Annotated in this window: 16 protein-coding genes; 9 read left to right on the forward strand and 7 right to left on the reverse strand. The window is 60.4% G+C overall.

Annotation, left to right across the window (positions count from 1 at the left end):
- Nucleotides 1–48: 48 nt before the first annotated feature.
- Genes hisS through Syncc8109_RS00840 form a run of 4 tightly spaced genes read left to right on the forward strand, consistent with a single transcriptional unit; the run spans nucleotide 49 to nucleotide 4,716 of the window.
- Complete coding sequence (gene hisS / locus Syncc8109_RS00825; RefSeq protein WP_006850492.1) at nucleotides 49–1,341, forward strand: histidine--tRNA ligase; 1,293 nt, start codon at nucleotides 49–51, stop codon at nucleotides 1,339–1,341.
- A gap of 2 nt (nucleotides 1,342–1,343) precedes the next feature.
- Complete coding sequence (locus Syncc8109_RS00830) at nucleotides 1,344–2,294, forward strand: UDP-glucuronic acid decarboxylase family protein (protein WP_006850180.1); 951 nt, start codon at nucleotides 1,344–1,346, stop codon at nucleotides 2,292–2,294.
- Nucleotides 2,291–3,694, forward strand: a complete 1,404-nt coding sequence (locus Syncc8109_RS00835; RefSeq protein WP_006851626.1) for a nucleotide sugar dehydrogenase — start codon at nucleotides 2,291–2,293, stop codon at nucleotides 3,692–3,694. The genes Syncc8109_RS00830 and Syncc8109_RS00835 overlap by 4 nt, the downstream gene beginning before the upstream one ends.
- A complete protein-coding gene (locus Syncc8109_RS00840; protein ID WP_006851847.1) occupies nucleotides 3,694–4,716 on the forward strand; it encodes an NAD-dependent epimerase in 1,023 nt (340 codons plus the stop codon). Before Syncc8109_RS00835 ends, Syncc8109_RS00840 begins: the two co-directional genes overlap by 1 nt.
- A gap of 98 nt (nucleotides 4,717–4,814) precedes the next feature.
- On the opposite strand, the gene Syncc8109_RS00845 is transcribed toward Syncc8109_RS00840, so the two are convergent.
- From Syncc8109_RS00845 to Syncc8109_RS00870, 6 genes are all read right to left on the reverse strand, one after another.
- Nucleotides 4,815–5,015 (reverse strand): photosystem II reaction center protein J, encoded by a 201-nt coding sequence (locus Syncc8109_RS00845; protein WP_006852014.1) that lies wholly within the window; start codon nucleotides 5,013–5,015, stop codon nucleotides 4,815–4,817.
- A gap of 10 nt (nucleotides 5,016–5,025) precedes the next feature.
- Nucleotides 5,026–5,145, reverse strand: coding sequence for a photosystem II reaction center protein L (locus Syncc8109_RS00850; protein WP_006852026.1), 120 nt, complete (start codon nucleotides 5,143–5,145; stop codon nucleotides 5,026–5,028).
- 8 nt (nucleotides 5,146–5,153) lie between these two features.
- The gene (gene psbF / locus Syncc8109_RS00855; RefSeq protein ID WP_006851435.1) at nucleotides 5,154–5,294 is read right to left on the reverse strand and encodes a cytochrome b559 subunit beta; all 141 of its coding nucleotides are present in this window, start codon (nucleotides 5,292–5,294) and stop codon (nucleotides 5,154–5,156) included.
- A 3-nt stretch (nucleotides 5,295–5,297) separates the two neighbouring features.
- Complete coding sequence (gene psbE, locus Syncc8109_RS00860) at nucleotides 5,298–5,546, reverse strand: cytochrome b559 subunit alpha (protein WP_006850675.1); 249 nt, start codon at nucleotides 5,544–5,546, stop codon at nucleotides 5,298–5,300.
- 71 nt (nucleotides 5,547–5,617) lie between these two features.
- Complete coding sequence (locus Syncc8109_RS00865) at nucleotides 5,618–6,619, reverse strand: photosynthesis system II assembly factor Ycf48 (RefSeq protein WP_006851751.1); 1,002 nt, start codon at nucleotides 6,617–6,619, stop codon at nucleotides 5,618–5,620.
- Nucleotides 6,620–6,628: 9 nt separating this feature from the next.
- A complete protein-coding gene (locus tag Syncc8109_RS00870) occupies nucleotides 6,629–7,027 on the reverse strand; it encodes a rubredoxin (protein ID WP_006850520.1) in 399 nt (132 codons plus the stop codon).
- A gap of 83 nt (nucleotides 7,028–7,110) precedes the next feature.
- Between Syncc8109_RS00870 and Syncc8109_RS00875 the strand changes: the two genes are divergently transcribed.
- Genes Syncc8109_RS00875 through Syncc8109_RS00885 form a run of 3 tightly spaced genes read left to right on the forward strand, consistent with a single transcriptional unit; the run spans nucleotide 7,111 to nucleotide 8,779 of the window.
- Complete coding sequence (locus Syncc8109_RS00875) at nucleotides 7,111–7,473, forward strand: NAD(P)H-quinone oxidoreductase subunit 3 (RefSeq protein WP_006849620.1); 363 nt, start codon at nucleotides 7,111–7,113, stop codon at nucleotides 7,471–7,473.
- 2 nt (nucleotides 7,474–7,475) lie between these two features.
- Nucleotides 7,476–8,216 (forward strand): NADH dehydrogenase subunit K, encoded by a 741-nt coding sequence (locus tag Syncc8109_RS00880; protein WP_006852008.1) that lies wholly within the window; start codon nucleotides 7,476–7,478, stop codon nucleotides 8,214–8,216.
- Nucleotides 8,213–8,779: an NAD(P)H-quinone oxidoreductase subunit J gene (locus tag Syncc8109_RS00885; protein ID WP_006851463.1), complete on the forward strand. Its 567-nt coding sequence runs from the start codon at nucleotides 8,213–8,215 to the stop codon at nucleotides 8,777–8,779. Before Syncc8109_RS00880 ends, Syncc8109_RS00885 begins: the two co-directional genes overlap by 4 nt.
- On the opposite strand, the gene yvcK is transcribed toward Syncc8109_RS00885, so the two are convergent.
- Entirely contained in the window at nucleotides 8,773–10,128 is a 1,356-nt protein-coding gene (gene yvcK / locus Syncc8109_RS00890; protein ID WP_006851450.1) for a gluconeogenesis factor YvcK family protein, read from the reverse strand. The genes Syncc8109_RS00885 and yvcK overlap by 7 nt on opposite strands.
- Nucleotides 10,129–10,277: 149 nt before the next feature.
- On the opposite strand from yvcK, the gene Syncc8109_RS00895 reads away from it, so the two are divergent.
- Both Syncc8109_RS00895 and Syncc8109_RS00900 read left to right on the forward strand, forming a co-directional pair.
- Nucleotides 10,278–11,036, forward strand: coding sequence for an ABC transporter ATP-binding protein (locus Syncc8109_RS00895; RefSeq protein ID WP_025362023.1), 759 nt, complete (start codon nucleotides 10,278–10,280; stop codon nucleotides 11,034–11,036).
- A gap of 5 nt (nucleotides 11,037–11,041) precedes the next feature.
- On the forward strand, nucleotides 11,042–11,902 hold the full coding sequence (locus Syncc8109_RS00900; protein WP_006849988.1) for an MlaD family protein: 861 nt from the start codon (nucleotides 11,042–11,044) through the stop codon (nucleotides 11,900–11,902).
- The last annotated feature ends 6 nt before the right edge of the window (nucleotides 11,903–11,908 follow it).

The following is an 11,908-nucleotide window of genomic DNA, read 5'->3' on the forward strand; positions in this document are numbered from 1 at the left end:
CAACTGAGGCCACCCGGCAGACTGAGTCGCTGTACCTGAATCCCGTACGTGAGTCAGCTCCAGAGCCTCAGGGGCATGGTGGATCTGCTGCCGGAGGCGCTTCAGCGCTGGCAAGCGGTGGAGGCCATGGCGCGGGAGCATTTCCATCTTTCTGGGTTTGGTGAGATTCGGACGCCGCTTCTGGAGACGACGGACCTGTTCTGCCGTGGCATCGGTGAAGCCACTGATGTAGTGGGCAAGGAGATGTACAGCTTTCAGGATCGCGGCGATCGCTCCTGCACCTTGCGGCCGGAGGGCACCGCATCAGTAGTGCGTGCTGCCCTTCAGCACGGTTTGCTCAGTCAGGGCGCCCAGAAGCTTTGGTACGCGGGTCCGATGTTTCGCTACGAGCGCCCTCAGGCGGGCCGGCAGCGGCAGTTCCATCAGATCGGGGTGGAGTGGCTCGGGGCAGAGCGGGCTCGGAGCGATGTTGAGGTGATTGCTCTGGCCTGGGATCTGCTCGCCAGCCTGGGTGTCGGTGGCTTGCAGTTGGAGCTGAACAGCCTCGGCACCGCTGAAGATCGTCAGGCCTACCGCAACGCCCTGGTGGCTTGGCTGGAGCAGCGGTCTGAGGCCCTCGATCCCGATTCTCAGACGCGGTTGAGCACCAATCCCCTGCGCATCCTCGATTCCAAAAACAAAGCCACCCAGGCGCTGTTGGAGGAGGCGCCAACGCTGGCGGATGCCCTTTGTGAGGCCAGTCGTGAGCGTTTTGCAGACGTGCAGCGCGGGCTGACCGCACTGGGCATTCCTTTCCGGCTCAATCCGCGGCTGGTGCGGGGTTTGGACTACTACAGCCACACGGCCTTTGAGATTACAAGTGACCAACTCGGTGCTCAGGCGACCGTCTGCGGTGGTGGTCGTTATGACGGCTTGATCGGCCAGCTGGGAGGCTCCCCAACCCCCGCCATTGGTTGGGCTCTTGGCATGGAACGGTTGTTGCTGGTGCTGGAAGCAGCAGCCCAGGCGGATGCTCAGGGTGTAGCTGCGAGGTTGACGGCGGCCGCAGCCCCTGATGTGTACCTCGTGAACCGTGGTGATGCCGCTGAGCGGTCTGCTCTTGCATTGGCCCGGGACCTACGGGCTTCAGGGCTGCGGGTGGAGTTGGATGCGTCGGGCTCCGCTTTCGGCAAGCAGTTCAAGCGGGCCGATCGCAGTGGTGCGCCTTGGGCCTTGGTGATCGGTGAGGACGAGGCTGAGCGCGGGGAGGTTCGCCTGAAGGCGTTGAACCAGCAGGCTGAGGAATCCACCGTTGCACTCGCGCCTGTGTCCGCGATCGTGGAGAGACTGCTGACCCCCTGAGGATGCAGATCCACCTCGTCACTGGCGGTGCCGGCTTCCTTGGCTCCCACCTGATTGATCGCCTCATGGAGGCGGGCGATGAAGTGATCTGCCTGGACAACTACTTCACAGGACGCAAGGCCAACATTGCACGTTGGATTGGCCATCCCCGTTTCGAACTCATCCGCCACGACGTCACGGAACCGATCAAGCTTGAGGTGGACAGGATCTGGCATCTTGCTTGTCCTGCCTCACCGATTCACTACCAGTTCAATCCGGTCAAGACGGCCAAAACCAGCTTTCTAGGCACCTACAACATGCTGGGACTGGCGCGGAGGGTGCGGGCACGGTTGCTGCTCGCCAGCACCAGCGAGGTTTACGGGGATCCTGAGGTGCACCCCCAGCCTGAGAGTTACTGGGGCTCCGTCAATCCGATTGGTGTGCGCAGTTGCTACGACGAGGGTAAGCGCATCGCAGAGACGCTCTGTTTCGACTACCAGCGCATGAATGGCGTTGAGGTGCGGGTGGCGCGCATCTTCAACACCTATGGCCCACGCATGCTGCCTGATGACGGCCGGGTTGTGAGCAACTTCATTGTCCAAGCGCTGCGCGGTAAGCCACTGACGCTCTACGGCAATGGCAGCCAGACCCGTTCGTTCTGCTACGTCAGTGATCTTGTTGACGGCTTGATCCGCTTGATGAACGGCTCTCACATGGGCCCGATCAATCTCGGCAACCCCGATGAATTCACGATTCGACAGTTGGCCGATTTGGTGCGTAAGAAGGTCAACCCAGCTTTGCCATTTGTGGAAAAACCTCTCCCAGAGGATGACCCTCAGCAGCGGCAGCCGGCGATCGATCTCGCCCGCCAGCAGTTGAATTGGCAGCCGACTGTGTCACTGGAGCAGGGTCTGTCTCCCACCATCGACTCGTTCCGTAATCTCCTGGAACTTGGCGAAGGCCGCGGAACTTGACCATCCAACGGATCTGCTGCATAGGTGCTGGGTATGTGGGCGGCCCGACAATGGCGGTGATTGCCGATCGCTGTCCGCAGGTTCGAGTGCAGGTGGTGGATATCAACCAGGCCCGTATTGATGCTTGGAATGATGCCGACCTCGGCAAGTTGCCGGTTTATGAACCAGGTCTCGACTCTGTTGTGGAGCGCGCGCGGGGACGCAACCTTCATTTCTCCACCGATGTGGAGGCCTCGATCGCCGCTGCCGACATGGTGTTCATCTCAGTGAACACCCCTACCAAGACCAAAGGCTTGGGGGCTGGTCAGGCCAGCGATCTCCGTTGGGTGGAAGCTTGTGCCCGCACCGTGGCGAAGGCCGCCAAGGGCCACACGATTGTTGTGGAGAAGAGCACCTTGCCCGTGCGTACGGCTGCTGCGATCCAAACCATCCTGGAAGCCGCTAGTGAGGGAGAGGATCAGCCCACGTTCTCGGTGCTCTCCAATCCTGAGTTCTTAGCAGAAGGAACGGCCATCCGTGATCTGGAGACTCCCGATCGGGTGTTGATTGGTGGTGATGATCCGGCAGCTGTTGAAGCCCTGGCTGAGATCTATGCCAATTGGGTGCCCCAGCAACAGATCCTGCGCACCAATCTCTGGAGCAGTGAGCTCTCCAAGCTCACGGCCAATGCCTTTTTGGCGCAACGGATCAGCTCGATCAACTCCATTGCGGCGTTTTGTGAAGCCAGTGGGGCGGATGTGCGCGAGGTGGCTCGGGCCATTGGCACCGACAGTCGGATTGGTCTGAAGTTCCTCAACGCAGGGCCCGGCTTCGGTGGCAGCTGTTTCCAGAAGGACATCCTCAACCTGGTGTATCTCTGCCGGCATTTCGGACTGCCGGAGGTGGCGGATTACTGGGAGAGTGTGGTGGCTCTGAATACCTGGCAACAGCACCGAATTGCCCGGTTGGTGGTGCAGAAGCTGTTTGGCACCGTCACAGGAAAGCGGCTCGCCATCCTTGGCTTTGCCTTTAAAGCCGACACCAACGACACCCGCGAATCTCCGGCCATTCGCATCTGTCGTGATCTACTCGAGGAAGGTGCTCAGCTGGCCATTCACGATCCCAAGGTGACGGCTCAACAGATCGCCCGCGACCTGCAACAGGAGGCAGCACCCCAGCCGGATGCGCTCAGTGGAACCGGTAGTTGGGCTGAGGCCGGCAGCGTTGAGGACGCTGTAACCGGGGCCGATGCCGTGCTGGTGCTCACCGAATGGCATCACTACAAGGTGCTCAATTGGATGGCTCTGGCCGCACTGATGCGCAAGCCTGCATGGCTCTTTGATGCGAGGGCTGTGATAAATCCCGAACAGGTCAGAGCGGCAGGTCTGACCCTGTGGCGTGTCGGAGACGGAGAGGGTTGATGGCGCGAACTGTTCTGGTCACCGGTGCGGCGGGATTCATCGGTGCAGCCCTCTCAACACGACTGTTGCAGCGCGGAGACCGTGTTGTTGGCCTCGACAGCCTGAATGATTACTACGACCCCAGCCTGAAGCAGGCAAGGTTGCGGCAGATCGAGGCGATCGCCTCAGAAGATGCCTGGCGCTTCGCGGAAATGGCTCTGGAGGACGGTGATGCCCTGATGGCGTTGTTTGCTGCTGAGAAGCCGGAGGTGGTTGTGAACCTCGCCGCTCAGGCCGGTGTTCGTTACTCCCTGGAGAATCCGGCGGCCTACATCCAAAGCAACCTGGTGGGCTTTGGCTATTTGCTGGAAGGCTGCCGTCACCACGGCACCAAGAACCTCGTCTACGCCTCGAGCAGTTCGGTGTACGGCGGGAATCGAAATTTGCCCTTCCATGAGCAGCAGCCGGTCAACCACCCGGTGAGCCTTTATGCCGCCAGCAAGAAAGCCAATGAGCTGATGGCACACACCTACAGCCATCTCTATGGCTTGCCGGCGACGGGTCTGCGGTTTTTCACGGTGTATGGCCCCTGGGGTCGCCCCGACATGGCCCCGATGCTTTTCGCTCGAGCCATCCTGGCGGGTGAACCGATCAAGGTGTTCAACCACGGCAAGATGCAGCGGGATTTCACCTATATCGACGACATCGTTGAAGGGGTGCTGCGTTGCTGCGACAAGCCGGCCACTGCCAATGCTGCTTTTGATCCATTGCATCCGGACCCTGCGACGGCGGCAGCGCCGCATCGGGTGTTCAATATCGGCAACAGTCAGCCGACGGAGCTTTTGCGCTTCATTGCGGTGATGGAACAGGCCTTTGGCCGGGAGGCGATCAAGGATTTTCAGCCGATGCAGCCCGGTGATGTGGTGGCGACTGCAGCCGACACCAATGCCTTGGAGCATTGGGTGGGGTTCAAGCCCTCCACGTCCATCGAAACAGGAGTGGATGCGTTCGCCCGCTGGTACCGCGACTATTTCGCGGTTTGAACCACATCGTTTGGTGTGTGTGAGATGCGGATGGATTTAAGAAGGCACAAAAAAACCGACCTTTCGGGCCGGTTGGTGATCGTTTGGTGACCGATCGATCAGGCGGAACCAACACCGGTGTAGGAGCCGTAGAAGAAAAGACCCACAACAAACAGAACAGCCATTCCGCCAGCCGTAGCCACCAGCCAGAGGGGAAGAACTCCCTCAGTCCAGCGCGACTTCCAGGGAACAGCAGGGCGTCCGTCAGGAAGGCGATCCGGGATACGACCGTCGGGAAATGGGGATTTTTTGCCGCTCATCGGGTAATCCTCAGTTGAAGAAGTAGCTGGACATGAGCACGCCTGTCACGAAGACAAACAGAAGACCCAGGTAGAGACTGGTGCGGTTCAGCTCAACCGGGAGGTTGTTGGGGTTGGGGTTGCGTTCCATGGATCAGATCAGCGTCGGATGAACTGCATCGCGGCGAGGGCGCCAAGGAAAAACACCGTCGGGATGCCAAGGGTGTGCAATGCAAGCCAGCGCACCGTGAAGATCGGGTAATTGCGTGGCGTGGTGGCAACGGGAGGAGCTTGTGTCATCGCTTATTTCAGTCGGATGTCGAGTTCAGATTTGCCTTCGTAACGCTGGCTCACCACGGGAGCCTTGCTTTCTGAAGCCTGAAAATAGGCATCGGGACGAGGTGTTCCGAAGGCGTCGTAAGCCAGGCCGGTGGACACAAACAGGAAGCCTGCCAAGAAGATGGAAGGCAATGTCACGGCGTGGATCACCCAGTAACGGATGCTCGTGATGATTTCGAAGAACGGACGTTCTCCTGTTGAGCCGGCGGCCATGGCGTTAGGCGGTTCAGGATGATGATCTTAGGAGGTGGCTCCGGTGAGCCGAGGCTGAGGCAGTGGCTCAGTTACACAGCGTTGCCGACCCAGCGCAGCAAGTTGCCCCGCTCTCCGAGCACAAAGGCGTGCTCGCCGTCGAAAACCATGCGGGTGAAATTGCTGGGTTGACGGTCTCCGACGGGATCGTTCTCCCAGCTGTCGCCACCGTCCCGGCTCACCAGCAGGGTGCCGTTGCCGCCGCCGGCCCAGATGGCGCCATCGTCGTCCCAGGCCAGATCCATGTAGCCGTAGCCGTTGGTGATGGGGATGATGGCTTTGCTCCAGCTGTCAAAATTTCCAGGCTCATCGTTGAGTCGGATCTGTGCACCGCGAGCAACCATCCAGAGGTTGCCGTCGGGTTGGAAGCCGATGCTCTGCAACCGCTGGCTGCTGACGCGCTGGTGCACCTGCCAGATCGAATCACCCGGCTCCCAGGTGGCATAGAAGTTGCCGAGGCCACTCACGCTCACGTAGCTGCCATCTTTGCTGCGCCGTAGATCGCGGACGGCACCCGCGGCATCCGTCACCTTCGCTTCCCAGCTGCTGCCGTCGTTGTGGGTCTCGTAGACCGCACCAACATTGGTGGCGAGTTCTGCGGAATGGCTTCCCAGAGCCGTGATCAAGTAGGGCTCGCCGGGCAATTTGGTGTCGAGGAACAGGCGTGTCCAGTTCTGGCCCCCGTCGTCGCTGTGCATGAGCAGCCCGGGTTGTCCGGCGATCCAGCCTTCATCACCGTTGAAGTCGATGCTGATCAGGCGGAAGTTTTCCTCGTCAGGCAGGTCGAGACTGCGCTCATTCCAATGGGCTCCCCCATCGTTGGTTTCCCTGATCATCCGGTTGCTGCCCACCAGATAGCCATGGCGGCTGTCGGTGAAAGCCACATCCAGTGGATTGGCCTGGGTGTCGAGATCTATGGCCTGCCAGGGGCTGGTGCTGGCCGTAGGGACGTGGGTGGTAACGCAGCCGCTGAGGCTGATCCCCAGCACCAGCACCAGCAGAAGCTGGGTTGCAGAGTTCAACAGACGTTTCATCGGTGGGCCTCAGCGCAGGGAATAAAGGGACAGGAAAAAGGCGAAGCCGAGGGCAAGGCTGCCGAAGATCAGAACATTCTTCTGCCCCGGCGTCATCCGGTTCACCCCAAGGCCGAAGTCGAGGTTCTCGTCAAAACCGCTGGCTTTGGCGCGCGGGCCGATATCGCGGAAGGCGGCCACTTTGCTCCGGCATACGGGGCAGCGGAATGACAGCGCATCGAGGTCTTCGAAAGCTGTGCCTGGGTCGATTCCAACCTTCTTGACCCCTTCTTCGGGGTCATAGACGTAGCCGCAGCTGCGACATTCGAAACGGTGGGTTCGTGGGTCGCTCTCCGGAGCGGTTTCAACCGCTGGGTCCACCGCTTCGGTGGCTTCGACCGGCTGGACGGACTGTTGTTCGTCGCTCACCGTTGTGTTGCTGGGCCTGAAGACTCTATCGACGACAACTTCTGGCGGTGAATGCCAGACTGCACCGGACTACGGGGACCTCCATGTTTGCCCTGCCCGGCTATGACGCCTTCCTGGGGTTTCTGCTGATCGCGGCCGCCGTACCGACTTTGGCGTTGATCACCAATAAGTTGGTGGCGCCTAAAAGCCGTGCTGGTGAGCGACAGCTCACATATGAATCCGGCATGGAGCCCATCGGCGGGGCCTGGATTCAGTTCAACATCCGTTACTACATGTTCGCGCTGGTCTTCGTCATCTTTGACGTCGAGACCGTGTTTCTTTACCCCTGGGCTGTGGCGTTCAACCGCCTTGGCCTGTTGGCTTTCATTGAAGCCCTGATTTTTATAGCCATCCTTTTGGTGGCCTTGGCCTACGCCTGGCGCAAAGGCGCCCTTGAGTGGAGCTAGTCATGCCGGAAAACACTTCCCCCTCCATTTCCGCTGTTCGCGATCTGCGCGAAGCCAGCTGCGGTCCGATTGGGGCCCCAACGGTCACCAACGACCTCAGCGAGAACGTCATCCTCACCAGCCTGGATGACCTGCACAACTGGGCCCGTTTGAGCAGTCTCTGGCCTCTGCTCTATGGAACGGCCTGCTGTTTCATTGAATTTGCCGCGCTTTTGGGCTCTCGCTTCGATTTCGACCGCTTCGGTTTGGTGCCGCGCAGTTCCCCGCGTCAGGCCGATCTGTTGATCGTGGCCGGCACGGTGACCATGAAAATGGCCCCTGCCCTGGTGCGGCTCTATGAGCAGATGCCAGAGCCCAAGTACGTGATTGCCATGGGTGCCTGCACTATTACTGGCGGCATGTTCAGCGCTGATTCCACTACCGCAGTGCGCGGCGTCGACAAGCTGATTCCGGTGGATCTCTACCTGCCGGGCTGTCCGCCCCGCCCCGAAGCGATCTTTGATGCAGTGATCAAGCTGCGTAAGAAAGTTGGGGATGAGTCGCTGGCGGAGCGGCGCAAGCATCAGCAGACCCATCGGTACATGACGGTGTCCCATCAGATGAAGCGTGTGGAGCCTGTGGTGACAGGTTCTTATCTTCGGGCTGAATCTCAGAAAGCTGCCCTGGCTGCAGCGCCGGCCGGTCAGACTTTGGCCACCGATGCCGCCGTGCTCACCCCTGCTGCTGAACCTGTCGAGCCATGAGCGAAACCCCTCCCAAGAAGACAGCCGCCTCGGATGAAGCGGGTGCTGTTGTTGCTTCCGAGCCTGGTCCGGTGAGCCAATGGCTGAACAACCAAGGCTTTGATCACAACAGCCTCGAGCCTGATCATCTCGGCGTTGAGCAGATCGGCGTTGACGCTGCAGTTCTTCCGATGATCGCTGCGGCTCTCAAGAGCAACGGTTTCGATTATCTCCAGTGCCAAGGGGGCTACGACGAAGGCCCCGGTGAGCAGCTGGTTTGCTTTTATCACCTGTTGGCGATGGCGGAACAGGTTGAGGCCATGGCGGCCAATTCCTCAGCCAAGCTGCGGGAAGTGAGAATCAAGGTCTTCCTCGATCGTGAAGGCACCCCCTCGCTGCCGTCGATATATGGCCTGTTCCGTGGCGCCGATTGGCAGGAGCGTGAAACCTTCGACATGTACGGCATCCAATTCGAGGGGCACCCGCATCCCAAACGGTTGTTGATGCCTGAGGACTGGAAGGGATGGCCGTTGCGCAAGGACTACATTCAGCCCGATTTCTATGAGATGCAGGACGCCTATTGATCGCGTTCGCGGCGATGGGTTCGGTAGAAGCGCATCACTGCAAGGGCAAGGCTGCGGGAATCGTGGCGCAGCGTTGCTGTTGGCCGCACCCCCTGCAGTGGTGCTTGAGTGACGTCGTAGCCGTCCGCGCGGAGCCCTTCCGCATCGCAACGCACGGGATCAGCCCCGCGGCTTTGGTAGTACCGCACCAGGTCAGAATCGGGTAGGTCGTCCTGGGCCAGGACGGCATTGAACAGTCTGGGCTCAATGCCCAGGCTGGCAAGCTGGGCTTCGATTGCGCGGATGTGGCCACGGACATCCAGGCAGTCGGTCTCGCCGGGTTGCGTCATCAGGTTGCAGATGTAGAGCCTGGGAGCCTTGCTGCGTTTGATGGCGCTTACTAGCTCTGGCACCAGAAGATTGGGGAGCAGCGACGTGTAAAGGCTGCCCGGCCCGAGCACGATCAGGTCGGCATTGGCGATCGCTTCAAGCGCCCGCGGCAATGCAGGTGGACGTTCAGGACTGCAGCCCAGACGCACGATGGGGCTAGGGGCGTGGCCTATGTTGCTTTCACCTTCAATCCGTTGGCCGTTTTCAAGTTCGGCCCAGAGCTGCACATCCACGTTGGTGGCCGGTACCACCTGACCTTGCACCGCCAACACACGGCTGGATGCGGTAATCGCGGTTTCCAAATTGCCGGTAATCGCTGAGAGAGCAGATAGAAACAAATTGCCGAAGCTGTGCCCCTCCAGGCCGCTCCCGGCCGCAAAGCGGTATTGGAACAGGCGGGTGAGCAATGGCTCTTCGGTTGACAGGGCGGCCAGGCAGTTGCGGATGTCACCCGGGGGCAGCACTCCCAGTTCACGCCGGAGCACTCCGCTGCTGCCGCCGTCATCAGCGACGGTGACGATGGCGGTGATGTGACTGCTGTATCGCTTGAGGCCGCTCAGCAGGGTCGATAGGCCTGTTCCGCCGCCGATGGCCACGATGTTGGGCCCACGGTTCAAGCGGCTTTTTGCTCGCAGTGCATCCACCAGTACGGTGTCCTTGTCGGGGGCGAGAGCCTGTTGAATCGAGCCGAAGCTGCGGCTCTGCCCCCAAAGCAAAAGGCCGCTACCGATCAGCAGCACCAGCGGGCCGGTGATCTCTCGCGGCAACACGGTGGTGATGGTGCTCAGCAGCCAGCTGAGGGTTTCAAGGATCCAGTAGATCGGCTTCAGATCGGCCCAGACGGCGGCCCCCAGCAGCGCTGTCAAAAGGCCCAGGCCGGAGGTGAGCAGCCAGCGCTTGACCACTAGGCCAGGCTGCAGCCAGCGCATGGCTCGTTGGGAGCGGGTCATGAGATCCCGTCGCCGACGATCCCGCATCATCCGGACTTGGCGTCTGCTTGTTGGGGGCTTCAGCGCCAAGGAACGGCTTGGTCCGTAAGTCCACCGAACTGTACGGAGCTTGTGGAAAGGCGGCAGGATGACTTTGCCTTTCGGCCCAGATCGTGCCGCAGTCTCAACCTGTTGTGGAGATGCGGGACCTCACGATGCAGTGGGGTCCCCAGCCTGTACTTGATCGGGTCTGCTTGACGGTGCATCCCGGTGAACGGTTGGCCGTGGTCGGCCCATCGGGGGCTGGGAAGTCCACGGTGCTGCGGCTTCTGGCAGGTTTGCAGTTGCCCACCAGTGGTGAGCTTCGCTTGTTCAACAAACCCCAGACCTACCTGCGGTTGGACCAGACCGATCCGCCGGACGTGCGGCTGGTGTTCCAGAACCCCGCGCTCCTGGCATCGCTCACCGTGGAAGAGAACGTCGGGTTTCTCTTGCGCGAACGTACGCACCTGTCGCGGCAAGAGATTCGTGACCGTGTGCATGCCTGCCTGGAGGAGGTCGGCCTCTATGACGTGGCCCACCTCTACGCGGGGGAGTTGAGTGGCGGCATGCAGAAGCGGGTGAGCTTTGCCCGTGCCCTGATTGATGATCCTCAGAGGGGGGATCAGTCCATGCCTCTTTTGTTGTACGACGAGCCCACTGCAGGGCTTGATCCCGTGGCTTGCACGCGGATCGAAGATTTGATTGTCAAAACCACCACCGTGGCCCAGGGCTGTTCGGTGGTGGTGAGCCACGTGCGCAGCACGATCGAACGCTCAGCGGAACGGGTGGTGATGCTTTACGACGGACAGTTTCAGTGGGAAGGGTCGGTTGATGCGTTTCGCAGAACAGACAACCCCTATGTCGTCCAGTTCAGGACGGGTAGCCTGCGCGGACCGATGCAGCCTGCGGAGCACTGATCACCATGCGACGCAGCGTTCGTGATGCCATCGTCGGATTCACGGTGATCGGCGGCATCATCGGATGCTCCTCTGCCGCCCTATGGCTTCGAGGTGTTCATTTGGGATTAAGCCATTGGACTCTGACTGCCCGTTTCAACGATGCAGCGGGTCTGGCGGAGCGTTCTCCTGTCACCTATCGGGGCATCCTGGTGGGTTCAGTGCGCTCGATTTTGGTCACATCTGAGTCGGTGGTGGCCGAGCTCGAAATCAACAAAGCTGATCTGCGTCTGCCGCTGCCCGTCACCGCGACGGTGGGCTCGGCTTCCTTGTTGGGGGGGAGCGCCCGGGTGGCATTGGTCAGCAGCGGAACCCCGCTTCCACCGGATGCACCCCTCCCTCAATCGCCTGGCTGTCAGCCAACGCGACAACTTTGTAGCGGTGGAACTGTTGTGGGGCAAGAGGTCCCCAGCCTTTTCACTGTGACTGCAACCATGCAGGAACTGCTGGCACTGGTTCAGGACGAGCGGGTGATCCCCAATGTGGCGGCCTCCCTTGAACAGATTGAGGCCACCACGAAGTCGTTTGAGCTGCTGACGGTGCGGCTCCAGGATGAGCTGGTCAAGGCTGCTCCCGTGATCCGCAATCTGGAGTTGGCCACGGCTCACCTGAACAACATCGTGGCTTCACTCGACAATCCCCAAACGCTGCGTGAGCTTCAGCAGACGGTCGCCAATGCCGCGGAGCTCACCGCCAAGATCGATGCTGTAGGAAGTGATGTGGCCCAGCTCACAGGTGATCCTGAGTTCATGAAGGGCGTGCGCAATCTCACCATCGGCTTGGGTGAATTGTTCGGCGAAATCTATCCAGTGCAAACCGCTCAATAGGCATGA

Origin of the sequence: Synechococcus sp. WH 8109 (genome assembly GCF_000161795.2) — a bacterium.
Lineage (GTDB): Bacteria > Cyanobacteriota > Cyanobacteriia > PCC-6307 > Cyanobiaceae > Parasynechococcus.